The sequence below is a fragment of the Polynucleobacter sp. Tro8-14-1 genome, assembly GCF_018881655.1.
Classification (GTDB): Bacteria; Pseudomonadota; Gammaproteobacteria; order Burkholderiales; family Burkholderiaceae; genus Polynucleobacter.
Genome location: NZ_JACVPX010000010.1, coordinates 39,684 through 65,047 on the forward strand (window position 1 = coordinate 39,684; position 25,364 = coordinate 65,047).

Annotated in this window: 25 protein-coding genes and 1 pseudogene; 5 read left to right on the plus strand and 21 right to left on the minus strand. The window is 46.4% G+C overall.

Features of this window, described 5'->3' with window-relative positions; genetic code table 11:
* Positions 1-9 precede the first annotated feature (9 nt).
* On the plus strand, positions 10-1,263 hold the full coding sequence (locus ICN34_RS10885; RefSeq protein ID WP_072583646.1) for a M48 family metallopeptidase: 1,254 nt from the start codon (positions 10-12) through the stop codon (positions 1,261-1,263).
* A 2-nt stretch (positions 1,264-1,265) separates the two neighbouring features.
* The gene (rsgA, locus tag ICN34_RS10890; protein ID WP_072583647.1) at positions 1,266-2,279 is read left to right on the plus strand and encodes a ribosome small subunit-dependent GTPase A; all 1,014 of its coding nucleotides are present in this window, start codon (positions 1,266-1,268) and stop codon (positions 2,277-2,279) included.
* On the opposite strand, the gene ICN34_RS10895 is transcribed toward rsgA, so the two are convergent.
* The 6 genes from ICN34_RS10895 to rpsP all read right to left on the minus strand — a co-directional run bounded on the left by ICN34_RS10895 (position 2,224) and on the right by rpsP (position 6,198).
* The gene (locus ICN34_RS10895) at positions 2,224-3,183 is read right to left on the minus strand and encodes a CobD/CbiB family protein (RefSeq protein WP_216122642.1); all 960 of its coding nucleotides are present in this window, start codon (positions 3,181-3,183) and stop codon (positions 2,224-2,226) included. The genes rsgA and ICN34_RS10895 overlap by 56 nt on opposite strands.
* Positions 3,180-3,917, minus strand: coding sequence for a CoA pyrophosphatase (locus tag ICN34_RS10900; RefSeq protein ID WP_216122643.1), 738 nt, complete (start codon positions 3,915-3,917; stop codon positions 3,180-3,182). Before ICN34_RS10900 ends, ICN34_RS10895 begins: the two co-directional genes overlap by 4 nt.
* A 64-nt stretch (positions 3,918-3,981) precedes the next feature.
* Complete coding sequence (gene rplS / locus ICN34_RS10905) at positions 3,982-4,374, minus strand: 50S ribosomal protein L19 (protein ID WP_072583649.1); 393 nt, start codon at positions 4,372-4,374, stop codon at positions 3,982-3,984.
* A gap of 136 nt (positions 4,375-4,510) precedes the next feature.
* Complete coding sequence (gene trmD / locus ICN34_RS10910; RefSeq protein WP_216122644.1) at positions 4,511-5,257, minus strand: tRNA (guanosine(37)-N1)-methyltransferase TrmD; 747 nt, start codon at positions 5,255-5,257, stop codon at positions 4,511-4,513.
* A gap of 36 nt (positions 5,258-5,293) precedes the next feature.
* Entirely contained in the window at positions 5,294-5,860 is a 567-nt protein-coding gene (gene rimM / locus ICN34_RS10915; protein WP_072583651.1) for a ribosome maturation factor RimM, read from the minus strand.
* 92 nt (positions 5,861-5,952) lie between these two features.
* Positions 5,953-6,198 (minus strand): 30S ribosomal protein S16, encoded by a 246-nt coding sequence (rpsP, locus tag ICN34_RS10920; protein ID WP_072583652.1) that lies wholly within the window; start codon positions 6,196-6,198, stop codon positions 5,953-5,955.
* 224 nt (positions 6,199-6,422) lie between these two features.
* Between rpsP and ICN34_RS10925 the strand changes: the two genes are divergently transcribed.
* Positions 6,423-6,953 carry an META domain-containing protein gene (locus ICN34_RS10925; protein WP_216122646.1) on the plus strand — a complete coding sequence of 177 codons (531 nt, stop codon included), beginning with the start codon at positions 6,423-6,425 and terminating at the stop codon, positions 6,951-6,953.
* A gap of 38 nt (positions 6,954-6,991) precedes the next feature.
* Complete coding sequence (locus ICN34_RS10930) at positions 6,992-7,438, plus strand: hypothetical protein (protein WP_072583654.1); 447 nt, start codon at positions 6,992-6,994, stop codon at positions 7,436-7,438.
* A gap of 68 nt (positions 7,439-7,506) precedes the next feature.
* Here ICN34_RS10930 and ICN34_RS10935 read toward each other — a convergent pair whose 3' ends face one another.
* From ICN34_RS10935 to ICN34_RS10955, 5 genes are all read right to left on the minus strand, one after another.
* Positions 7,507-9,294 (minus strand): acyl-CoA dehydrogenase, encoded by a 1,788-nt coding sequence (locus tag ICN34_RS10935; protein WP_216122648.1) that lies wholly within the window; start codon positions 9,292-9,294, stop codon positions 7,507-7,509.
* A 57-nt stretch (positions 9,295-9,351) separates the two neighbouring features.
* Entirely contained in the window at positions 9,352-10,287 is a 936-nt protein-coding gene (locus ICN34_RS10940) for an electron transfer flavoprotein subunit alpha/FixB family protein (protein WP_216122650.1), read from the minus strand.
* Entirely contained in the window at positions 10,288-11,037 is a 750-nt protein-coding gene (locus ICN34_RS10945; protein ID WP_072583657.1) for an electron transfer flavoprotein subunit beta/FixA family protein, read from the minus strand.
* 88 nt (positions 11,038-11,125) lie between these two features.
* On the minus strand, positions 11,126-12,778 hold the full coding sequence (locus ICN34_RS10950; RefSeq protein ID WP_216122652.1) for an acyl-CoA synthetase: 1,653 nt from the start codon (positions 12,776-12,778) through the stop codon (positions 11,126-11,128).
* Positions 12,779-12,814: 36 nt separating this feature from the next.
* Positions 12,815-13,735, minus strand: coding sequence for a histone deacetylase family protein (locus ICN34_RS10955; RefSeq protein ID WP_072583659.1), 921 nt, complete (start codon positions 13,733-13,735; stop codon positions 12,815-12,817).
* Positions 13,736-13,830: 95 nt separating this feature from the next.
* Between ICN34_RS10955 and ICN34_RS10960 the strand changes: the two genes are divergently transcribed.
* The gene (locus tag ICN34_RS10960) at positions 13,831-15,081 is read left to right on the plus strand and encodes a lytic transglycosylase domain-containing protein (protein WP_216122654.1); all 1,251 of its coding nucleotides are present in this window, start codon (positions 13,831-13,833) and stop codon (positions 15,079-15,081) included.
* Here the strand turns inward: ICN34_RS10960 and cysM are convergent.
* From cysM to aroA, 10 genes and pseudogenes are all read right to left on the minus strand, one after another.
* The gene (cysM, locus tag ICN34_RS10965) at positions 15,078-15,989 is read right to left on the minus strand and encodes a cysteine synthase CysM (RefSeq protein WP_215357889.1); all 912 of its coding nucleotides are present in this window, start codon (positions 15,987-15,989) and stop codon (positions 15,078-15,080) included. The genes ICN34_RS10960 and cysM overlap by 4 nt on opposite strands.
* A gap of 41 nt (positions 15,990-16,030) precedes the next feature.
* Positions 16,031-16,459: a helix-hairpin-helix domain-containing protein gene (locus tag ICN34_RS10970; protein ID WP_216122656.1), complete on the minus strand. Its 429-nt coding sequence runs from the start codon at positions 16,457-16,459 to the stop codon at positions 16,031-16,033.
* Positions 16,460-16,547: 88 nt separating this feature from the next.
* Complete coding sequence (rfaD, locus tag ICN34_RS10975) at positions 16,548-17,567, minus strand: ADP-glyceromanno-heptose 6-epimerase (RefSeq protein WP_216122658.1); 1,020 nt, start codon at positions 17,565-17,567, stop codon at positions 16,548-16,550.
* The gene (gene rfaE1 / locus ICN34_RS10980; protein WP_216122660.1) at positions 17,564-18,493 is read right to left on the minus strand and encodes a D-glycero-beta-D-manno-heptose-7-phosphate kinase; all 930 of its coding nucleotides are present in this window, start codon (positions 18,491-18,493) and stop codon (positions 17,564-17,566) included. The genes rfaD and rfaE1 overlap by 4 nt, the downstream gene beginning before the upstream one ends.
* A gap of 11 nt (positions 18,494-18,504) precedes the next feature.
* Positions 18,505-19,869 (minus strand): UDP-glucose/GDP-mannose dehydrogenase family protein, encoded by a 1,365-nt coding sequence (locus tag ICN34_RS10985; protein WP_216122662.1) that lies wholly within the window; start codon positions 19,867-19,869, stop codon positions 18,505-18,507.
* Between the two features lie 15 nt (positions 19,870-19,884).
* Positions 19,885-21,096 (minus strand): lipopolysaccharide assembly protein LapB, encoded by a 1,212-nt coding sequence (gene lapB / locus ICN34_RS10990; protein WP_216122664.1) that lies wholly within the window; start codon positions 21,094-21,096, stop codon positions 19,885-19,887.
* A 66-nt stretch (positions 21,097-21,162) separates the two neighbouring features.
* Positions 21,163-21,501, minus strand: a pseudogene (locus ICN34_RS10995) (integration host factor subunit beta); the annotation flags it as partial.
* Between the two features lie 52 nt (positions 21,502-21,553).
* Complete coding sequence (gene rpsA / locus ICN34_RS11000; RefSeq protein WP_216122665.1) at positions 21,554-23,227, minus strand: 30S ribosomal protein S1; 1,674 nt, start codon at positions 23,225-23,227, stop codon at positions 21,554-21,556.
* A gap of 144 nt (positions 23,228-23,371) precedes the next feature.
* On the minus strand, positions 23,372-24,034 hold the full coding sequence (gene cmk / locus ICN34_RS11005; protein ID WP_216122667.1) for a (d)CMP kinase: 663 nt from the start codon (positions 24,032-24,034) through the stop codon (positions 23,372-23,374).
* 4 nt (positions 24,035-24,038) lie between these two features.
* Positions 24,039-25,358, minus strand: coding sequence for a 3-phosphoshikimate 1-carboxyvinyltransferase (gene aroA / locus ICN34_RS11010; RefSeq protein WP_216122687.1), 1,320 nt, complete (start codon positions 25,356-25,358; stop codon positions 24,039-24,041).
* Between the last annotated feature and the right edge of the window lie 6 nt (positions 25,359-25,364).

The following is a 25,364-nucleotide window of genomic DNA, read 5'->3' on the forward strand; positions in this document are numbered from 1 at the left end:
AATGATCTCATGACATTCACAATTATTTTTCTAATTGCCTTTATTGCTAGCTTTGGCTTACGCCACTGGCTTTCCCAACGTCAAATTCGCTATGTGGCGCAGCATCGTAATGCCGTCCCCACGGATTTCGCTGAAAAAGTGACTTTAGCTGAACATCAAAAAGCAGCTGACTACACCATCGCTAAATTACGCCTTGGTATTTTAGAGAATGGGGTCAGCGCTATCATTTTAATTGGCTTCACCTTATTGGGTGGCCTACAGATTCTGAACATGGCATTACTGCAATTTTTGGGCGAAGGCATTGCTCAACAAATTGCTCTACTGGTTTCCGTCGTGATCATTTCTGGCGTGATTGATATGCCTTTCTCCTGGTACAAGCAGTTCCATTTAGAGGAACGCTTTGGATTTAACCGCATGGGTAAAAAACTATTCTTCACGGATATGTTTAAAGGAATGGCAGTGGGCGGCGCGATTGGCATTCCACTACTGTGGGTCATTCTGACTTTAATGTCTAAGGCTAGTGAGTTATGGTGGCTTTGGGCATGGGCAGTGTTGACAGCATTTAGCTTGCTCATGCAGTGGATCTTCCCAACTTTTATCGCACCACTTTTCAATAAGTTTCAAGCCTTAGAAGATGGTCCTTTAAAAACACAGATTGAAGCGCTACTGAAACGCTGCGACTTTGCGAGCCAAGGTCTGTTTGTGATGGACGGCAGTAAACGTAGCGCTCACGGCAATGCATTCTTTGCCGGCATGGGTAAAGCCAAGCGCATTGTATTTTTTGACACCTTGATTGAAAAGCTTAATCCGGGCGAAGTCGAGGCGGTTCTCGCACATGAGCTTGGCCATTTCAAATGCAAACATATTCGTAAACGTCTCTTGGTCTCGTTCGCTCTCAGCTTTGGGATGTTTGCTCTATTGGGTTGGATCAGCACCAAAGTCTGGTTCTACACTGACTTAGGCGTGATGCCTAACCTCAATGGTTATAACGGTGGCCTCGCATTGGCACTCTTTATGCTGGTCTCACCTGTATTTAGCTTTTTCTTCACGCCACTTTCTAGCCTAGCCTCACGCAAGCACGAGTACGAAGCGGACGGGTTTGCTGCCGAGAAATCTTCCGCAAAAGATTTAATTGCGGCACTAGTGAAGTTATATCAAGATAATGCCTCGACCCTCACTCCCGATCCGATCTATACCGCTTTTTATAGCTCACATCCGCCTGCGCCCTTGCGCATTGCCAACTTACAGCGGTTTAGCTCATAACGATGGAGCAATTTCATGCGCTACTCATTGCCTCCTACGGAAGGCATTATTTAGCGCAGCGTTTAATTGCAGATGCTGCTGGTCAAGAATCACCTGATGGTCCATTAATACAAGTCAGCACGCCAGCTAAGCAACATATTGGCGCTGTGGGTGATCGCATGTTGCTTGAAATGACTTCAGCTGATCAAGCGCGCATTATCAAAATTGAGCCCCGAGAAAATCTTCTCTATCGCTCGGATGCATTTAAGAGCAAGTTGATTGCCTCGAATGTAGATCAAATCTTAGTAGTGCTTGCTACTCAACCCGCTTTCTCACCAGACTTATTGGGAAGAGCAGTAGTAGCTGCTGAAACCAATCAAATTGGTCTACATATTTTGCTCAACAAGTGTGACCTTAAAGACAATCTTGAGCACGCACGCAAAATCATCGCGCCCTATGCTCGTATGGGTTATCAAGTCAGCGAAGTCTCTGCCAAATTTGATCCAGCCTCAATCGATTCCCTACAGACCGCTCTACAGGGTAAGGTCTCCGTCTTTGTGGGCCAATCAGGCATGGGCAAATCCAGCCTATTAAATGCTTGGATACCGAATGCGGCCGCACTGACCCAAGAATATTCTGTGCGCCTAGATACCGGCAAGCACACTACTACTGCATGCCGTTATTTTGAATTGCCTGAGGCTTGGGGTAGAGATGCGACAGGTAAGCTTGGTGCTTTGATTGATTCACCAGGCTTTCAGGAGTTTGGTTTAGCGCACATGTCTGTTAGTGAATTGCAGCATGCCTTTAGGGAATTTAAAGACTTGCTAGGTAAGTGCCGCTTTCATAACTGCGCGCATTTGACTGAGCCAGATTGCGCAGTACGTGAAGCGGTAGATAGAAATGAAATAGCGCCAGAAAGACTGGCGCTATTTAGACAGCTGCACTCGGATTCAAAAACAGCTGATGTACAAATTCAGGGAATTAGCCAAGCCAAAGAGCGATGGTCAGCATTAGCAACAAAGCCATCCAAGCGATAACTAAGCGCCATACCAATCCTACGGCAGAGCGCATCGTACGCTCAGTAGGCTCAAGACCTACTTCATAAACAACCGGTTCACCGGCTTCAGCCATACGTAATGCCTCATCACTATCAGGCTCACTCATTGGCTCACCAAGACGCACACCCAATGCACCACTACCTGCGGCCAAAATCACTGCAGACAAAGAGTCTGACCATTTTTGCGTGAGATAGCGCCAGCCATATAGAGCACCTTCGAAATTGCCAACAATGGCAAAGCCCATTGCGGTAATGCGCGCAGGAACCCAATCCAATACGTAGAAGAAATGACGGGCAGATTCGCTGAGGTTAAAGTCACCGCGCTCTGACCAACGTTGAGAGGCAATATCAGCCAAGCGGTAGAGCACAACACCAGCCGGGCCCATTGGCATCATGAACCAGAACAACACACCAAACACATGGTGGTGTGAACCGATGATGGCGCGTTCTAGTGCCAAAGAAATCACCTCTGTCTCTGAAAGATTGGACGCGTCTAATTCAGGGCCATACCACTCACCCAAGGCCGCACGCGCAGCAGGTAAGTCATGCGCTTCAATTGCATCATGCACGGCAGTAAAAGAATGACTGAACTGACGAAAACCAAAAAACAAATAAGCGATGACGATATTCCAAAGAAAACCCAAGATTGGATAAGTCACCATACAAGTAACATACACAATGAAGACTAAAAAAGTTGGCAATATGAAGGCTACTAAACAGGCCATGCGAGCACCGACAGGGCTTGCACCGTCTTCAGTCTTGCCGCCGAATTCAGCAGCAACCCAATCTAACCAGCGAGCGCATACGCGCGCAATCCAATGGCTTGAAGTGACTGGGCGGTATTGCTCAGCAATAAGGGCGAAGAGAATAGAAAAGAAAGTCATACTTTTAATAAATGATAAAGGTTACGCAACATTCCCGCAGTGGCACCCCAAATAAAGCGGTTCTCATAAGGCATTGAATAAAAACGTCGTCCACCCTGCTCACTTTGCCACAATCTGACTTGATGATTAGCGGGATCTAACAAAAAACTCAGGGGCACCTCAAAGACATCGGCCACCTCAAACTCGTCTAAGACATATTCTGCCTGAGCTTGGACCAATCCTACTACTGGTGTAACGCTATAGCCAGAAACCGTTAAATACTGTGGCAAATGACCAATAATCTCCACTCGCCCAGGATCTAATCCGATCTCTTCTTTGCTCTCACGCAAGGCGGTGTCATTAGGACTTTGATCCTCAGGATCCATACGACCCCCTGGAAAACTAATTTGGCCCGCATGATCGCGCAAATGATTGGTTCTTTGCGTGAGCAATACTGACAAACCATCCTCCCCCAATAGAAGTGGAATCAGTACTGCTGCTTTAGTGACTTTTCCGACAGCTTGGCGCTTAGCAATAATGTCAGCCGCAATCACATGACGATTTTCATCGGTAATCTCTGGCTCCCATTGAGGGGGTGAGTTCAGCCTAGCCCTTAAACCAGCTGGCTCCAAAAATTCTGGTGCTACCCTTTTTTCACCAGCACACACCGCATGAATCGGAATCGCCTGTGCATCAAACCCTGGAGGCGCAGCAACATTGATTGCATTATCTTCAGGTGTTGAGGTCTTGGGCATATTCATATTCTAAGGCAACAAAAAAGGCGACCGAGGCCGCCTTTTTAAATCAAGCCAGCATTAATTATGCAGCTGGAGTTGCTACTGCTACTTTACGTGCAGGAAGCTTCTCTTTAATACGTGCAGACTTACCTGAACGATCGCGCAAGTAGTACAACTTAGCACGACGTACATCACCGCGACGCTTCACTTCAATGCTAGCGATCAATGGTGAGTAAGTTTGGAATGTACGCTCTACACCTTCGCCAGATGAAATCTTGCGAACGATAAAGCTGGAATTGAGTCCGCGATTGCGCTTTGCAATCACAACACCTTCAAACGCCTGAGTACGCTTACGCGCACCTTCAACAACGTTCACACCAACAACTACTGTATCGCCAGGAGCAAAGCTTGGCAAAACCTTGTTAGCACTTAAGCGAGCAATTTCTTCTTGCTCAATTTTTTCAATTAAATTCATTTTTAATCCTTAAACATCGTATTAGCGTTTAATCCCGAGACCTAAATCAACGGACCTAATAGAGGATGCAGTTAAAACAATTTCACTAAACCAAAAACTAAACCACCCATTCACCACTGCACACTACTGAAAGTATTTACAGAGAGCGAAGAAATTGTTCATCTTCTCGGGTTAGCAACCCTTTGGCTCTGGCCGATTCAATTAAGTCCGGCCTTAACCTGAACGTCAGCTCTAAAGACTTCTGCCGACGCCAATCCGCTATTTTAGCGTGATGTCCGCCCAAAAGCACGTCCGGGACGGATAAATTTTCATATATTTCGGGGCGGGTGTAGTGCGGATAATCCAAAAGACCGTTCATAAAGCTATCCTGAGTGGCAGATTCACCATCTCCAAGCGCTCCTGGAATCAATCTAATTACCGCATCCATCATCGCCATAGCGGGGATTTCACCCCCAGAAAGCACAAAATCACCGATAGAAAGCTGTAAATCAACGTTTCGATCGACAAAACGTTGGTCAATGGCCTCATATCGACCACAAATAAAGCTCAAATTGTCGTAATCCAGGATATCTGCCGCTATCTTCTGAGTAAAACGCTCGCCCTGGGGTGCCAATAAGCAAATTGGGCCTGATTTGATGTTTGCCACCTGATGGGCTGCCTTAATTCCGGCAACTGCATCTTCTAAGGGCTTGGCCATCATCACCATGCCAGGTCCACCGCCATAAGCACGGTCGTCCACGGTTTTACGAGGATCAGAGCAAAAGTCACGAGGATTCCAAAGATGCACGCTGGCTAATGATTGTTCACAGGCGCGACCAGTAATGCCCCACCGCGTTAATGCAGAGAACATTTCAGGAAACAAGGTGACTACATCAAAGCGCATATCGGTAATTATTTTTTGAAATTGATCTTTGCGTTCTTATTGCCAGTCAGACTGCCAATCAAGAGTAATCGTTTTATTTGGCAAGTCGACGTTTTGCACTACTTCTTTTACAAACGGCACCAAATACACAATCGTTTTAGTTTCTGGATTACCAATCGCGATAACACCATGTGCACCATTCTCAGTGACATCAATCACTTCCCCAAGCGCTTCGCCTTGCAAATTCACGGCATGACAACCAATCAGATCAACCCAATAATAGGAATCACTATCCGCCTTTGGAAACGCATCGCGTGCCACCAAGATACGAGAACCTTTTAATGCGAGTGCCTGATCACGATCAGTTACCCCATCCAGAGTAAGCACCACATTACCGCTATGCATCTTGGCGCTTTTCACTTTGTATTGCGTCAAAGAGGCTTGCTCTAGTGACGCAGAAACGCCCGCATCCCTACGAGGAATCAGAGACAGCCAAATGGATTTAGAAGAAAGAAGTGCTACAGGCTCTGATGAGTGAGGTCTTACCTTCACTTGGCCTTGCAAACCTTGCGCCTCAGATATGGCGCCAAGCTCAATCAAATCATTCAGGGAAGGCGTACTCATTTGTAAGACACCTTATTTTCCCAAAATAGAACTACTATAAATTCTGCCGCTAAAAACCTCATCACATCGATGAAGTTTTTAGCAATCGAATATTAAACAGCTGGATTGTTTTTGATCAAACGAACTACTGTTGGGGAAACCTGCGCGCCAACACCAGTCCAGTATGTCAAACGGTCTTGAGCAATACGCATTGCTTGCTCAGTTGCCGCTGCTTGTGGATTGAAGTAACCAATACGCTCGATGAAATTCGAGTCACGACGGTTGCGTTTATCAGTAGCAACAATGCTGTAAAAAGGGCGCTTCTTAGAACCGCCGCGTGCCAGTCGAATGACGACCATACTTATTCCTTAAAATCTAAAATGAAAACAGGTTGATTACAACCCAATGAAATTTCTACAAAAAACCTTGGGCTCCAGCTCACCAAATACAGATACGGTAGAGCGGAAAACCTCATATTCTAGACGAAAACCCCTACTTCTTCCACCTATTTAAGCATCTAAGACAGTAGAATAGAATGTGTACTTAGATAAAAAATACATTAAAAACAATAACTTAGGTAAATATGATCCTTAAATCCAGACTTTTAGACTCCCTCAGAAGGCCTTCAAAAGGGTTCTTTCTGACACTTTCTTGCCTAAGTCTTGGACTTTTAAGTGGCTGCGCAAACGTCATACCTCCATGTGGAGCCAAAATAAGCCCACCAAGCAGCGAACTCAAAAATACCAAATGGGAGCTGACCCGCTGGAACTTACCCCCCAATAGCAATGGAGAGGTGCCTACCCGTCAAATTCCGCAAGGCGATGCCAGCAACCCGATTCAAATCATTTTTGGTGCTAGCGGACAACGACTGAGCGGCTCGACAGGATGCAATCGGTTTACTGCAACCCTCGATGAAGACGCCCGCGGTTTTTCTCTTAAGCAAATCGCCAGTACCAAGATGGCTTGCAACCCTCAGCGTATGGAATTAGAAAATGATTTCCTCTATGAGTTAAATGACTATCGCAGCATTGTGCGCAATGGTGATCAATTACTCATGATCGGCACTGATCGTGAAGTACTCAGTTTTATTCAAAAGCCAAACAATACTAAGTAAGCACTCAATTATTCATTAGCAATATCACTGAAAGATTCATGAAAAAATCCAAACTTCTTTTTTGCGCACTCGGATTACTCCTTCCGGGCAGCGGCCTCAATTGTTTTTATCTACAAGGACTCAAATCTTTTTGGGCATGGGTTCAGCTATTTGCCTTGATAGGTGGCGCAGTAGGCTGGGTCATTCTTAAGGACGCCCACTTTCATTCGGCGCCAGGATGGGTGCTCGTTACTTTTGGTTTTATGGCTATTGAAGCAAGCTGGTTAACCACCATTGCCTTTGGTCTTCGCTTGGATGAGAAGTGGGATGCCCAATTTAATCCCGGCATTGAAGAACACCGACGGAGTCGCTCTGGCTGGCTCGAGATACTGACAGTAATTTTCTCTTTGGTATTGGGTGCTGGTGTAATGATGACTTTTTTAGCAGTCTCATTTGAGCAATTCTTCATTTCTCAAATCTATGAAGCAAAAAAGCTATCCCAATAATTGCAGATAGCTTTCATTTTGCAAGAGCCGCTCTTAAGAGCGGTTTTTTTATTCTCTTTTGCGCCCCTTTAGAACTGCTCTACTTCTAGGGCATTGGTAGAGTGACCGCTTTCAACAATCGAAGTTGCCAGAGCTTGTGCTTGAGGCATGAGATTCTCAGCAAAGAAACGGGCAGTAGCAATCTTCGCGCCATAAAATTTTGGATCATCATCACGCAAACGCTCAGAAGCTAACAGTGCTCTCGCCATTTGCCAGCCGCCCAATACCAAGCCAGATAAGCGTAAGTAAGCAAAGCTACCGGCATAGACAGCCTTGATGTCCGTCTTTGCATTCGCAACAATGTATGCAACTGCTTGTTCGAAGGCCGCGCGTGCCAAAGTGAGTTGCTTGAGAACCGCTTTAGCATCAGCACTTCCACTGGCAGCTAAATCTTTTTCAGTAGCAGCAATTCTTTGGGAAAGCTCTTTGGCAATCGCCCCACCATCACGTACTGTTTTTCTACCAACTAAGTCATTCGCCTGAATTGCAGTAGTGCCTTCGTAAATCGTCAAGATGCGGGCATCACGGTAATACTGCGCTGCGCCAGTTTCTTCGATAAAGCCCATACCACCATGCACTTGAACCCCCAGACTAGCCACTTCAATCGACATTTCTGTAGAAAAGCCCTTAACGATTGGGACCAAGAATTCATAGACAGCTTGATTGGCCTTGCGAACCGCTTCATCAGGAGCAGCATGCTGTGCATCATATGCAGAAGCAGCGTAGTAGGCTAATGCACGCGATGCTTCTGTGTAGGCACGCATCGTCATCAACATGCGCTTCACATCAGGTTGATGAATAATTGCAACAGGGCCCGGTGAACCGGTTAGGTCACGGCTTTGTACTCGATCTTTGGCGTATTGCACTGCCTTTTGATATGCGCGTTCTGCAACAGCCACGCCCTGCATACCTACTGCAAAGCGAGCCGCATTCATCATCACGAACATATATTCAAGACCGCGATTTTCCTCGCCAACCAAGTAGCCGATCGCACCACCATGATCACCAAACTGTAGAACCGCAGTTGGGCTCGCTTTAATGCCTAACTTATGCTCAATCGAAACGCAATGAACATCATTACGTTCACCCAATGAACCATCTTTATTTACCATAAACTTCGGCACTACAAATAATGAAATACCCTTTACGCCCTCTGGCGCATCGGGTGTTCTGGCTAACACCAAATGGATAATATTCTTAGCCATATCGTGCTCACCATAGGTGATATAAATTTTGGTACCAAAAATCTTGTAAGTACCGTCACCCTCTGGAACAGCACGTGAGCGAACCATCGCAAGATCAGAGCCAGCTTGCGGCTCAGTCAAATTCATTGTTCCAGTCCACTCACCAGAAATCATCTTCGGAACGTATTGCTCCTGAAGTTCTGGGCTAGCAGCAGTTAAGAGAGCTTCAATAGCACCATCAGTTAGCAAAGGACATAATGCAAAAGAAAGATTGGCTGCATTCACCATCTCTAAACATGCAGTAGAGATCAATTTTGGTAAACCTTGTCCACCAAACTCTGCGGGATGAATGACGCCTTGCCAACCAGCAGCAGCGTATTGCTCGAAAGCTTGTTTGAAGCCGGGGGTAGTTGTCACTACACCATCTTTTAAGGAGCTTGGGGTTTGATCGCCAGCCCAATTGAGGGGGGCCACTACGTCTTGATTAAATTTGGCTGACTCCTCCAAGATCGCAGGGGCCAAATCTACATCCGCACCAGCATCAGCATAGGAGGGGTAGGCGACAACATCTGATAGCCCAGCTAGTTCATTCATCACAAACAACATATCTTTCACTGGGGCTACGTATGGCATTACAACTCCTCTTTATACAGTTAGATACTTAATTAATCTTTAGCTTCAATCTTCAACTCAACCAAGTGCTTTTGTTAACTCCGGCACAGCAATGTTCAAATCCGCCACTAGACCATAGTCAGCAACACCAAATATTGGCGCCTCTGGATCTTTGTTGATTGCCACGATGACCTTGGAGTCTTTCATACCAGCCAAATGTTGGATGGCACCAGAGATACCAACAGCGATGTAAAGCTGAGGAGCGACAATCTTGCCAGTCTGACCCACTTGATAATCATTGGGAACGTAACCCGCGTCCACCGCAGCACGGGATGCACCCAAAGCAGCACCGAGTTTGTCGGCCAAAGGCGCAATGAGCTCCTGATACTTTTCACCGGAACCCAAACCACGACCACCAGAAACAATAATCTTGGCGGCGGTCAATTCTGGACGATCAGATTTAGTCAGCTCACGACCAACAAAGGATGATGAAACTTTACTATCAGCAACAGCAGCTTTTTCTACAGCAGCCGAACCACCAGTAGCGGCAACTGGATCAAAACCAGTAGTACGCACAGTAATCACTTTGATTGGATCGGTGGATTGCACGGTCGCAATCGCATTGCCCGCATAAATTGGACGCTCGAAAGTATCCACAGAGATGACTTTGGTAATGTCAGACAACTGAGCTACATCTAACTTAGCAGCAACGCGTGGCAAAACATTCTTTCCGTTGGCTGTTGCAGGAGCGAGAATATGGCTATAGCCATTCGCAATGGAGAGGATCTGCGCAGCCAAAGGTTCAGCCAATTGATCAGCCAAATTAGCGGCTTCAATTTGAATGACTTTGCGCACGCCAGCAATTTGCGCTGCGGCAGCTGCAGCAGCATCAGCACCACTCCCAGCAACGAGCACATCCACCTCAGGAGAGCACTGCAAAGCAGCTGCTACAGCATTAAGGGTTGCCGCTTTTAATGATTGATTGTCGTGTTCAGCAATAACAAGTGCAGCCATTTAGATCACCTTCGCTTCATTTTTGAGTTTTTCTACAAGGGCTGCCACATCAGCAACCATCACGCCAGCAGAGCGCTTTGGCGGCTCTTCTACTTTAAGTGTTTTCAGGCGTGGGGCAATATCGACACCCAATTCTTCAGGCTTCACGATATCAATTGTTTTCTTCTTGGCCTTCATGATGTTCGGCAAAGTGACATAGCGTGGTTCATTCAAGCGCAGGTCAGTGGTAATCACTGCCGGCAAAGTTAGTGCAATAGTTTCTAAGCCGCCATCGACTTCACGAGTCACAGTGGCTTTGCCGTCTGCAACTACAACCTTAGAAGCAAAGGTTGCTTGAGGAATATCCAGCAAGCTAGCCAACATCTGACCGGTTTGATTGCTGTCATCGTCAATTGCTTGTTTACCAAGAATGATGATTTGCGCTTGCTCTTTATCAGAGAGCGCCTTGAGAATCTTCGCTACTGCTAAAGGTTGCAGCTCTACATCTGTCTCCACCAGGATGGCACGATCCGCGCCAATTGCTAAAGCGGTACGGAGGGTTTCTTGGCATTGGGTTGCACCAGCAGATACTACAACCACCTCAGTTGCGACACCCGCCTCTTTTAAACGCACCGCTTCCTCTACTGCGATTTCATCAAAGGGATTCATACTCATTTTGACGTTCGCTAAATCAACTCCAGAGTTGTCTGATTTCACCCGAATTTTGACGTTGTAATCAACAACGCGTTTTACAGCCACTAAGACTTTCATCCCTCAAACCTCTCCAATAATATATAAATCGAGGATAAACCCTCAATAAAAAGCACGATCGTTTTATTTTACCTGAATATTTGCCAAATTAAACATCAATTGCGGTAGCTGAACCCGCCTGTTTCCGAAGCTCAAACTTCTGAATCTTGCCAGTCGAGGTCTTTGGTAGTTCACAGAAGATAATAGCTCTCGGAACCTTAAAGCCTGCTAAATGCTTTTTACAGTGGGCAATAATCTCCTCGGCAGTCACCTCTGAACCAGGTTTGATTTCCAAGAAGGCGCAAGGCGTTTCACCCCATTTAGGATCAGGCTTAGCAACCACCGCAGCAGCGTTAATGGCTGGGTGTCGATAGAGTACATCCTCAACCTCTACAGAGGAAATATTTTCACCTCCAGAAATAATGATGTCTTTGCTGCGGTCCTTCATCTTCACATAGCCATCTGGATTCATTACTGCCAAATCGCCCGAGTGAAACCAGCCACCTTCAAATGCCTCTTGGGTTGCTTTTTCGTTCTTCAGGTATCCCTTCATGGCAATATTGCCCTTGAACATAATTTCACCCATGGTTTCACCATCTGCTGGAACCGCCTGCATGGTTTCTGGATCAAGAACAGCAATTGCCTGTTGCATGTGATAACGCACACCTTGGCGTGCATTTAAACGAGCACGCTCACCGATATCAACATTATTCCACTCGTCTTGTTTAACGCACACAGCTGCTGGCCCATAGGTTTCAGTCAAACCATAGACGTGCGTTAAATCAAATCCTAACTTTTCCATACCCTCAATAATCGATGCAGGTGGTGCGGCACCGGCGATCAAGCCTTTAACTCCTGTGGGCACTCCCACCTTCAGCTCATCCGGCGCATTGACCAACAAGTTATGCACGATAGGTGCTGCGCAGTAGTGGGTCACACCATGCTCTTTAATTGCCGCAAAAATATGTTGCGCATCAACCCGACGCAAGCAGACGTTGACACCAGCGCGAGCAGCGATAGTCCATGGAAAGCACCAACCATTGCAATGGAACATTGGTAAAGTCCAGAGGTAGATGGGATGCTTATTAATATCCCAGTCCAGCACATTGGAAACGGCATTTATTGCAGCGCCACGATGGTGATACACCACACCCTTAGGGTTACCAGTAGTTCCTGATGTGTAATTCAAGCAAATCGCTTGCCACTCATCTGCGGGAACTTGCCATGCAAAATTTGGATCCCCTTCGGAGAGTAATTTCTCATAAGTGAGTTTGCCTAACTTCTCGCCAGGAACTTCAAACTCTTTTTCTTCAACATCTACCACCAAGAAATCACGACCAGAATCTTTCTTAGCAATCTCAAGCGCTTTTTTCATCACCCCTGAAAATTCAGGATCAACAATGACTACTTTAGCTTCGCCATGATTCAGCATAAAGGCCACTGTCTCTGCGTCTAAACGAGTATTAAGAGCATTCAAAACTGCACCCGCCATTGGAATACCAAAGTGGGCTTCTACCATTGGAGGCGTGTTGGGCAACATCACCGCTACGGTGTCACCCAAACCAACACCATGCTTTTGTAAGGCGCTAGCCAAGCGACGGCAACGCTCATAAGTTTGTGCCCAGGTCTGACGCAATTTCCCATGAATAACGGCAGTTTTATCGGGGTAAATTTCTGCTGAGCGCTCTAAAAATAAGAGCGGTGTAATTGGGGTGTAGTTGGCTGGATTGCGAGCCAAACCTTGTTCATAAATATTTGCCATCTTCAGCTTTCGATTTCTGTTTTACTAAATTTTTTATTAAATATCTGCTAGCGCTTTAATATGGGCCACCACACTGCGGCCCAAAGCAGAGAGGTTATAACCACCCTCTAAGCAGCTCACAATGCGTCCTTGCGCATACTCATTAGCAATCTCTTTTAAACGTTTGGTAATCCAGACATAGTCATCCTCCACCAAGCCCATCTGACCTAAATCATCTTCGCGATGGGCATCAAACCCTGCTGAAATAATCACGAGCTCAGGCTCAAAATTACGCAAAGCTGGCAGCCATTGCTCTTCCACAATGGAGCGCACCACATCGCCCCGAGTTGCAGCAGGCAAAGGTACGTTGACCATATTGTTAGCATGATCAAGGCCGCTATAGGGATAAAAAGGATGTTGAAAAAAGCTGCACATCAAGACATTGGGGTCATTGAAAAAAGCAGCTTCAGTACCGTTCCCATGATGGACATCAAAATCAACGATGGCGACACGCTCAATGCCGTATGTTTCCATTGCATATCGCGCAGCAATCGCCACGTTATCAAATAAACAAAATCCCATAGAACGCGTTGGTTCCGCATGATGTCCTGGCGGTCTTACAGCACAAAATACGTTCTCAACCTCACCCTTCATCACAGCATCTACACCTGCAATAGCAGCGCCTGCAGCTCTGAGTGAAGCTCTGTAAGTATGGGGATTCATAATGGTGTCACCATCGAGCATGAAATACCCGCTCTCTGGGGCACGATCTCGAACAAAAGAAACGTGGTCAGGACTATGGACCAATTCCAATTGGTCTTCAGTGGCCAATGGCGCATCTAAATGATGCAAAAATTGATCAACACCGCTGCGAATCAGTTGATCATTGATCGCCTGAATTCTCTCTGGACACTCTGGATGATGGCTTCCCATCTCATGTTTCAGAAAGTCTGGATGAGTTATGTATCCTGTTGTCATTACTCGAAATCCTCAATAGCAAATTTGTAATTTTTATAATCTAATTAAACGTGCTCAACATTCGAAAATCCAATACCAATAAAAATACCTTAAGCATGAACTTTCGCGTCTCCTACCTACTGCTTGCTCTTGCGTTAGCAGGGTGCTCTAGCACCCCCACACAGCCAACCCAATCACAACAGCCCATCGTAAACCAGACTGACGATGCCGCTACCGAGGCGCGTTTTAGCCAGAACCTCAACGAACTCCTTACCCAGGTCTCCCAAAACCAAGAAATCCCACTCCCAGCCCTAGAAATGGGCTTCCTAGATGCTAAAACGGTTCCCTCAATTCGGAAATTGGTATTACCCCCATCGGGTACATTTAAGAAGAACTGGCTGGCTTATCGCAAACGCTTTATTGAGCCCGTACGCCTTAAGGCTGGCAGGGTCTTTTGGGACCAAAATCAAGCCTTTTTGAGCCAAGTTGAGCAAGAATCAGGGGTGCCAGCTGAGATTATTGTGGCCATTATTGGCATCGAAACCATCTATGGACGCCAAACCGGCAATTTCAGGGTGAAAGACGTTCTATCTACCCTCGCCTTTAGTTACCCAGATACCCCTAATAAACCAGCACGTGAGCAACTCTTCAAGGACCAACTCAAAGAACTCATTCTGATGTGCTGGACTGGGGCGGGTGGCAAGCTGCCCTCCAAAAATAGTAGTCAAGGTATCAATAGCGCACGTTTTAGTGCCTGCCTAAATCAGAATAGCTCCTATGCTGGCGCCATTGGTCTGCCACAGTTCATGCCTAGCAGTATTCGCAGCTTTGCGGTCGATGGTGACGGCGATGGTCAAATTGATTTAAAGCAAAGCCCTAAGGACGCTATTGCGAGTGTTGCCAACTTCATGAAAAAACATGGCTGGCAACCCGGTATGCCGATTTCATTTCCAGTTCAAGAAAATGGCATCAGTGCTGCCAAAGCATTGGCTGATGGTGAACCGCAGTTGAAATTTACTGTACAAGAGCTCATTGAAAAGGGAATCTTGACTCAACAACAAGGCGATCTACAAAGTGGTGGTGTAGAGCCGCAAAGCAAAGCTTTCATCGTTGACCTACCGTATCCAGATAAAGATGGCGTAGACCAAGTGCAATATTTTGTTGGCTTAAATAATTTTCTGACGATAGTGCAATACAACCGCAGTTATTTCTATGCGCAAAGTGTTGCTGAGTTTGCCCAAGCCCTAGGATATAAAAACCAAAGTGTTGTGCCAGTAGAAAACCCAAGCAAAGCTGGTGGCTCAAAGGCGACTACTGAAAAGTCTAAACCTAAGAAGTCCAGCGCTAAGAAAAAAGCAAAGTCTTAAGCTGGAAAAACGCCAGTAGATAGGTAGCGGTCACCACGGTCGCAGACAATAAAGACGATCGTGGCATTTTCAACTTGACGGGCAATGCGCAAAGCCACTACCAAGGCACCTCCAGCAGAAATGCCGCAGAAAATACCCTCTTCTGCTGCCAAGCGACGGGCCATCTCCTCTGCATCCGCTTGCGAAACATACTCAATCAGATCCACCTTATCGCCTTGATAAATCTTGGGCAGATACTCAGGTGCCCACTTCCGAATACCCGGGATCTGAGAGCCCTCTTCTGGTTGTGCACCAATAATCTGAATCGCAGGATTCATAGACTTCAGATAAGTGGAGACTCCCGTAATGGTTCCAGTTGTACCCATGGCGGATATGAAATGCGTAATCTGCCCATCAGTGTCTCGCCAAATCTCTGGTCCAGTAGTTTCTATATGTGCTCTAGGATTGTCAGGATTGGCAAATTGATCGAGCAATCTACCGCGTCCCTCTCTTTGTAACTGCAAGGCGTAATCTCTGGCAAATTCCATGCCACCAGAAGCTGCGGTCAATATTAATTCAGCGCCGTAAGCCGCCATGCTTTGACGACGTTCAATACTTTGATTTTCTGGCATTACTAAAATCATTTTATAACCAAGCATAGCTGCAGTCATTGCCAAAGCAATGCCTGTATTACCGCTAGTTGCCTCAATTAATGTATCGCCCGGTTTAATCTCACCGCGTTCTTGGGCGCGTGAGATCATCGACAGCGCAGGTCGGTCCTTCACCGACCCGGCTGGATTATTTCCTTCCAACTTACCCAAGATTACATTATTGCGATTCTCGTTTTCCAAACCAGGAATACGCTGCAAACGAACTAAAGGCGTATTGCCCACAGTCTGCGAAATAGTAAGGTAGGAAGGTTTGCTCATGAAGCCATTTTAGCCATAAGCCGCCTTACACACGGAAGGGTTTAATTTCTGCGACCTGATCCCGAACGCTCCTGCTGATTGCGAGGGCTAGCTTGATTACGAGAATGGCGTCGGCCAGATGCTCCACCCTCTTTCTTCGTGCGGCCATTGGGCTCCCGAAAAGAGCTCGGTGCTTCAATGGTTAATCCGTTATCGACCATTTTTTCGACTGATTTCATACCAATGCCACGAACCCGCTTCTGCAGATCATTAGCATCCTGAAAATGGCCGCCATCCAAACGTTCAGCAATAATGGTTTTTGCATTAGCGGGGCCAATACCCTTAATGCTCTCAAGCTCGGTTTGAGTGGCAGTATTGACATTAATGGGCGAAGCGTAAGCCGCCCCAGAACCCAATACCAATACAGATAATGCTAGTGCTACTGCTCTAACTAAAGCCTGAACTCTACCTAAAGTTAAATTTTTTCTCATCTTCTCTCCTGTAGTAAATAAAAAATCCACGGACACAAAGTGCGCGTGGATCGTTTACAACGAGGAGAAACTACTTTTGTTGACTGACTTACAAGGGGTTAGCCAGAAAACCAGCATTGGCCTCCAACCACTCAATATATTTTCCTACGCCCTGCTCTACATTGAGGAAGGGTTCCATATAGCCAGCCGCTCTAAGTTTGGTGAGATCAGCTTGAGTAAAGCACTGGTATTTACCTTTGAGTGCATCCGGAAATGGAATGTACTCAATCGCTTTTTCTTTCACCAATTCTTGAAGGGTTGCAGGCGCCGCTTTATCTAACTTACGCATAGAGTTAGCTACGGCATGCGCTACATCGTTGAAGGGTTGCGCACGACCGCTACCTAAATTAAAGATGCCACTGATTTCTGGATGATCCAAAAAGAATAGATTTACCTTCACCACATCCTCAACTGATACAAAGTCGCGACTTTGCTCACCAGGCGCATAACCACCGTACTCACCAAACAGCTTTACATGCCCATTAGCTTTGTATTGGTGATATTGATGAAAGGCAACTGAAGCCATGCGGCCCTTATGTGATTCACGCGGACCATAGACATTGAAGTAACGAAAGCCAACAACCTGTGCCGCATTGGCTTTTTCAGCAAAGCGCTTACGCATGACTTGATCAAATAAGAACTTAGAGTAACCATAAATATTAAGAGGCTTCTCATGCTCACGACTTTCTACAAATACGTCCGAGCCTCCATAAGTTGCAGCAGAAGAAGCATAGAGGAGTTGTACTTTTTGTTCAGTACAGATATCCAATAAATCCATGGTGTAGCGATAGTTGTTCGCCATCATGAAAATACCATCTGTTTCCATGGTGTCGGAGCAAGCTCCTTCATGGAACACAGCCCTAACTTTTCCAAAGCGTCCACTTCTAAATGCTTCTAAAAACTCATCTTTATCGAGGTAATCAATGATATCCAAATCAGCAAGATTGCGATATTTATCTGCAGGACGAAGATCATCTACTGCAATGATATTTTTCTCGCCACGCATATTGAGCGCTTGAACGATGTTTGCTCCAATAAATCCAGCTGCGCCGGTTACGATAATAGTCACTGTAATTCCTCTGAAGTAACGGTAGCAGTTCCCAACTTGCCAACGACGATGCTACCAGCGCGGTTTGCAAGCGCCATGGCTTTTTCTAAAGGCCACTTCGCAGCTAATGCCACAGCCAATGTTGCAATCACAGTATCGCCAGCACCAGATACATCAAATACCTCACGCGCCTGCGCTTTAACATGACTCACACCGGATTCAGTATATAGACTCATTCCATCCTCGGAACGCGTTAGGAGCAAGGCTTGTAAGTCAAGAGACTTTCTAAGATTTTGGGCTTTCTTAGTCAAATCTTCTTCGCTAGTCCACTGACCAACCACTTGACGTAATTCACTACGGTTGGGCGTTAAAACAGTAGCGCCACGATACTTCTCATAGTCTTCGCCCTTAGGGTCAACCAGGATCATTTTGTTTTGTGCTCTAGCCTGCTCAATCATATGAGCTACTTGGCCCAATGCACCTTTGCCGTAATCGGAAAGTATTACTACGTCAGCAGCACCAACGAGCTTTTCAAAACGCTCCAATTTATGAGCAAGCGCTTTTGCACTTGGGGTTTCTTCGAAGTCCAAGCGAATGAGTTGTTGCTGACGAGCAATTACACGGAGTTTCACAATGGTGGGAACATCTGCATCAATTTCTAATTGACTATCCACACCACCGGCTTTTAATAGCTCAACTACACGCTTGCCAGGTTCATCGTCACCAACAATACCGAGAATAGTTGCTTTAGCATCGAGCGCAGCTACGTTACGAGCTACGTTAGCAGCACCGCCTAGACGCTCATCAATCTTGCCTACCTGCACCACCGGCACTGGCGCCTCAGGAGAAATGCGATTGGTATCGCCAAACCAATAGCGATCTAGCATGACATCACCGACTACTAATAAGCGGGCTTTAGAAAACTGTTCGCGATTTGCTTTTTCCATTTGCATCTACTTTAATTATGTCTACCAATGCCATGGTACTCAATACCTAATTCTTGCATAGAAGCGGGCTCATAGAGGTTGCGGCCATCAAAGATCACTGGGCGCTTGAGCTTTTCCATCACTTGCTCAAAATCTGGGCTTCTAAAGGCCTTCCACTCCGTCACTATGATGAGAGCGTCAGCACCATCTAGGGCGCTCATGGGGTCATCGGTCATCGACACTTGGGCAAGACCTGTTGGGTTGCCCTTAAAGTCTACTTCTAGCGCATGCCCTGCTTCTGGCATCGATACGGGGTCATGGGCTACCACCTGAGCACCACGTTTAACTAATTCTTGAATAATCACACGACTAGGCGCTTCACGCATATCGTCGGTATTCGGTTTGAAGGCTAAACCCCAGAGTGCAAACTTCATACCCTTGAGGTCTTTACCAAAGCGCTTTTCGATCTTTTCGACCAAGATGTACTTTTGCAATTCATTGACGGCTTCTACAGCATCCAAAATCTTCAGATCCCTGCCATGCTCTTTCGCAGTCTTTGATAAGGCAGACACATCTTTGGGGAAGCAAGAGCCACCATAACCAGTACCTGAGTACAAAAAGCCATAACCAATGCGTGAGTCCGAACCAATACCTTGACGCACTGCTTCAATATCAGCGCCTACTAAGTCAGCTAAGTTCGCTAATTCGTTCATAAAGGAGATGCGAGTAGCCAACATCGCATTGGCTGCGTATTTCGTGAGCTCCGCACTTTTGACATCCATGTAGTACGTCCGCTCATGGTGACGATTAAAAGGGGCGTAGAGCTTGCGCATTTGCTCTTTGGCGTGCAATCCTGCGAGGGTACTTTCTGTACCGATCACAATGCGGTCTGGGCGCATAAAGTCTTCTACAGCAGCACCTTCTTTGAGGAACTCTGGGTTAGAGACTACTGAACACAGTTCTGGCGATAAGTTTCTTTTTTCTAGCTCTTCAGTGATGGCTGCTTGAACTTTTTCAGCGGTACCCACTGGCACGGTGGATTTATCGACAATCACTTTAGGGGTAGTCATATGACGACCAATATTGCGCGCTGCCGCCACGACGTATTGCAAGTCAGCTGAGCCATCTTCATCGGGAGGTGTACCTACTGCAATAAATTGAATTTCACCATGAGCAACTGAGGCAGCAATATCAGTAGAGAACTGCAAACGACCTGCAGCGCGGTTACGCTCAATCATCTCTTTGAGACCAGGCTCATAAATAGGAACGCCGCCAGAGTTGAGAATCTCGATCTTTTTGGAATCGACATCGACACAAAAGACATTATTACCCTGCTCAGCTAGGCATGCGCCTGTCACTAGACCTACGTAACCGCTGCCGATGATGGTGACTTTCAATTTCTCTCCAAATCTTTACATGGAAGGGCCGCTAGGTGCCGCACCCTCACTCCGTCTCGGGGAGTATGCCTCCCAATGATTACAGCCAGGACATTGCCAATAAAATCTTCTCGCTCTAAATCCGCAATTACCACAAGTGTAGCGAGCTAGGCTGGTGGTACGCTGACGCAAAAGATTCAGAATGGACTGTAATTCCAAAAGTCTTTCTGGGCTGGCACTACCTTCTTCCAATGCAAGGCGAGTTTCAGCCATCTTAGACAAAGCAATCAAAGTCGGCGAATGCTGCATCACATCAGACAACATCGCATTTGCTGCCTGTGGACCACGAATTTTCATCAGATGCTTGTGCACGATATCAAGCAACTCACCAGTAGCCTGAGTTTTTAGCAATTCACAGAGGCGATCTAAACCCTCATTCTCTTTATTAACTGCTGCATGAGCAAGCATCCAACGATCAGCCAACAAATGCATATAAGCGGGGTGAGAACTAGCGATCACACTCCAAGCCTCAATCGCTTGAGCAGGTCGATCCATTGCCATCAAATAATCGCCTTGCAAGATCAAAGCACGCGCATGATTCGGGACAGCCTGCAGAGCGCGCTGGATGGACTGCTCCGCCTCAACCAAGTCTTTGCGACGCAAGGCCTCTTGACCAAGCTCGCAGTGAAATTGAGCAATTTCAGTATGGTGCGATTTACCTTGCAGACCTTCAAGCTCACCTGCAGCAATGATAGCTTTTTTCCAATCATGCTCAATCTGATACATCTCCAACAAGCTCTCTTTTGCAGGCTCAGCATATTTGCCATCACCCACTCGATTTAGGGAGGCTTCTGCGCGGTCAAGCAAACCTGCCCGCAAAAAGTCACGGCCCAACTCATAGGCAGCATGATCACGATCGCGGGGCTTTAAATCATCGCGATTTGCCAGGTGTTGATGAATGCGAATAGCACGCTCCGTCTCACCACGGCGGCGAAATAAATTACCTAATGAGAAATGTAATTCAATAGTCTCTGGATCTAATTGCGCAATTTTGACTAAGGTTTCAATCGCTTGATCAGGTTGCTCGTTGAGCAAAAGACTCAAACCTTTAAAGGTAGAGCGCTGCTGACGCATACGCTCACGTTCATCCATGCGATTTTCAAGACGCAAATCCCAGCGTGCAGCTAACCAACCGATACCAAACATCACCGGCAGTAACAATAACCAAGCGGTAGCTATCTGTATCATTGTGCGCAGAATTTAAATAAAAAAATGGCCCGAATGGACCACTGAGGTTGAGCCTGAATCTTAGGCACCAGAACCCTCTTTGGGGCCCGCCTGCTTCAAAGGCTTGTAATCTACTCGCTCACGCAACTCTTTGCCAGGCTTAAAGTGTGGAACGCGTTTTTCTGGAATCAATACTTTCTCACCAGACTTTGGATTGCGACCAGTACGCGCAGGACGATGGTGAAGTACAAAACTTCCCACGCCGCGCAGTTCAATGCGCTTACCCTCAGCCAAAGCATGAGTCATTGTATCCAGCAAAGTTTTCACCGCCAACTCTACGTCCCTAGGCAGAAGCTGCGGAAACTGTTCCGCGAGGCTCTCCACTAGTTCGGAGCGGGTGATTGCTTGTTGCTCTTGATCTGTCATGATCTATCAATAAAAAATCGCCGCTCCCCTAATGGAAAGCGGCGATATTGATTTAGCCTTGATTGTCCAATTTTGCTTTTAACAAAGCACCCAAATTGGTTGTGCCAGACTGCGCATCACCTTGGAGCTTGCTCATTGCATCTTGTTGATCAGAGCTGTCTTTTGCTTTGATTGAAAGATTGATAACGCGTGACTTACGATCAATATTAATGATCATTGCAGTAACGCTATCGCCTTCTTTCAATACATTACGTGCATCTTCAACGCGATCTGTTGAGATCTCAGAAGCACGTAAGTAAGCTTCAACTTCATCAGCCAAGTGAATAGTTGCACCCTTAGCATCAACCGCTTTCACAGTACCAGTTACGAGGCTACCCTTGTCGCTGACAGATGTGTAGTTGTTGAATGGGTCACCAGACAATTGCTTAATACCGAGAGAGATACGCTCTTTCTCAACATCAATTGCCAATACAGTGGCTTCAACTTCATCACCTTTTTTGTATTTCTTAACAGCTTCTTCGCCTGGCTCATTCCATGAAATGTCTGAGAGATGAACTAAACCGTCGATACCGCCAGGCAAACCAATGAACACACCAAAGTCAGTAATAGACTTGATTGCGCCAGTTAACTTATCGCCTTTTTGTTGGGCACGTGAAAACTCTTCCCATGGATTAGCTTTGCACTGTTTAATGCCCAAGCTGATACGACGCTTGTCTTCATCAATGTCCAGAACCATTACTTCAACTTCGGTTCCTAATGCAGTAGCCTTGCTTGGAGCCACGTTCTTGTTAGTCCAGTCCATTTCGGAAACGTGTACCAAACCTTCGATACCAGATTCGATTTCAACGAATGCGCCGTAATCAGTCAGGTTAGTTACTTTGCCGAATAAACGGGTGTTTGGTGGGTAACGACGAGCGATACCAACCCATGGATCATCACCAAGTTGTTTCACGCCGAGTGAAACACGGTTCTTTTCTTGATCGAACTTCAAAATCTTCGCAGTAACTTCTTGACCAACAGTCAACATCTCGCTTGGGTGACGCACACGACGCCATGCCAAGTCAGTAATGTGCAAGAGGCCATCGATACCACCGAGGTCAACGAACGCGCCGTAATCTGTGATGTTCTTAACGAGGCCAGTAACAACTGCACCTTCTTTAAGGTTAGACATCAACTTAGCACGCTCTTCACCTTGGCTAGCTTCCACCACTGCACGACGTGACAACACTACGTTGTTACGCTTACGGTCAAGCTTGATAACCCTGAACTCCATCGTCTTACCTTCGTAAGGGCTGGTGTCTTTGATTGGGCGTGTATCAACGAGTGATCCAGGCAAGAATGCGCGGATACCGTTAACCATGACAGTCAAGCCGCCTTTAACCTTACCAGTAACAGTACCAGTAACGATCTCAGCTTGCTCAAGCGCTTTTTCCAAGTTCATCCATGATGCCAAGCGTTTCGCTTTATCACGGGAGAGGATGGTGTCGCCATAGCCGTTCTCAAGAGCGTCAATAGCAACAGAAACGAAATCGCCAGGAGCTACTTCAATCTCGCCAGCGTCGTTATGGAATTCTTCAACAGGAATAAACGCTTCAGACTTTAAGCCAGCGTTAACAACGACGAAGTTATGGTCGATGCGGAGAACTTCAGCCGAAATAACTTGGCCGGTCTTCATATTCGATCGGGTTAATGATTCTTCAAATAGTTCTGCAAATGATTCAGACATGTGTATTCACTTTGTGCCGTCAGAAGGCCTGACGGGTTAGATTGAAAAAGTCTTCAAGAAACACGCTAATGAAAAGTCGCGTTGTGGAGTTTCTTAAGACACCAAAAACTACTGCTTACAACTCACTGCTAAAACAACTACAAACTAAGCAATCGCAGATTGATACCAATCCAAAACTGTCTTAACTGCTTGATCTATCGACAAATTCGATGTCTCAAGCACTTTTGCACCATCTGCAACTAACAAGGGTGCGGTACCTCGACTACTGTCTCTAGCATCGCGCTCCTGCAAATCTTGCAGCAAGTCCTCAAGTTTAGCAGAAATTCCCTTAGCTATCAATTGCTTATAGCGACGCTCGGCTCTGGCAGCTGCCGTTGCAGTCAAGAAAACCTTCAAAACGGCGTCTGGGAATATGACACTTGCCATATCCCTGCCATCGGCTACCAACCCAGGAGATTGACGAAAACAGCGTTGCAGGCCCACCAAAGCGGATCTCACCTCAGGGTGGATGGCTAAAGCGGAGGCCCTTAAACCCATACTTTCAGTACGAATAGCATCTGTGACATCCTCGCCATTTAGCAAAATTCGCCCATTTTTGAATAAAATCAATAACTTAGGGACTAAAAGTCCAAGTTCTAGGCCATTTTCAACGTTAATTCCCTTTTTTTCGCTAGCTAAAGCCACTAAGCGATAGAGGGCGCCACTATCCAAATAATGAAAGCCCAGCTTTTCTGCAACGAGTGAGGCAACCGTACCTTTGCCCGAAGCAGTTGGACCATCAATAGCAATGACTGGGAAAGAGCTCATGAACTTAGTTCACTACCTTCGCAAACTCTGTGAAGTAAGTCGGGAAGGTTTTTGCTACGCAATTAGGGTCATTGATCTTGAGTGCATTTGGGCCAAATGCAGCAAGTGAGAAGCACATGGCCATGCGATGGTCATCATAGGTATCAATACCTTCAATCGGAGACTTCCAATCACCGGGTAATGCAGGGGCTTGCACAACAATATAGTCAGCACCTTCTTCAACGATTGCACCAACTTTTTTCAATTCTTTTGCCATTGCCGCAATGCGATCTGTTTCTTTAACGCGCCAGCTAGCAATATTGTTTAAACGCGTTGGGCCTTCTGCAAACAAAGCAGCAACAGCCAAGGTCATCGCAGCATCCGGAATTTCAGTGCAATCAATGGTGATGCCATTAAGCTTGCCATTGGCATTTTTCACACCAGATACTTCGATCCAATCTTCACCAGCATTGATCTTGGCACCCATAAGCGCAAGTGCATCAGCAAAAGCCACATCACCTTGAATACTATCCTTACCAACGCCAAGAACTTTTATGGGACCAGCGCCAATAGCACCAAGAGCCAGGAAATAAGAGGCTGATGAAGCATCGCCCTCAACAGATAACTGACCAGGACTCTTGTACACAGAATCCGAATGTTTTGCAGGAATAATGAATGACTGTTTATCGGGGCAAGCAACCGTCACGCCAAAGCGCGCCATCAGTTTCAAAGTGATATCGATATACGGACGTGAGATGAGTTCTCCAATTACCTCAATACGTACCGGCTCCATCGCAACCAAAGGCAAGGCCATGAGCAATGCAGTTAAAAATTGGCTTGATACATCGCCGCGCACTTTAACAACATCTTTAATCCGAATCGCTGCAGCGGATATTCTGATCGGTGGATAGCCTTCCTGCAATTCATAGTCGATCTTTGCGCCCACTTGACGTAAACCATCCACCAAATCCCGTATTGGTCGCTCATGCATGCGGGCAACACCAGATAAACGATAGTTACCACCTTGCATTGCTAAAGCTGCGGTTAATGGACGCATCGCAGTGCCGGCATTACCCATAAAGAGGTCCGCCTCCTGCACCGGGAACTTACCACCACAACCCTCGACTACGCATACTTGATTAGGTTGATCGGTAAAGGACAATCCTAATTGACGCAAGGCACTGCGCATGACTTGAGTGTCATCTGCATCTAATAAATTCTTGAGAGTGGTTGTGCCACTGGAAAGGGCTGCAAGTAGCAATGCCCGATTTGAAATACTCTTAGACCCTGGCAAAACAATCGAGCCTTGGGCTCGCTTGAATGGACCAATACTAATATCTGGCAAACCACT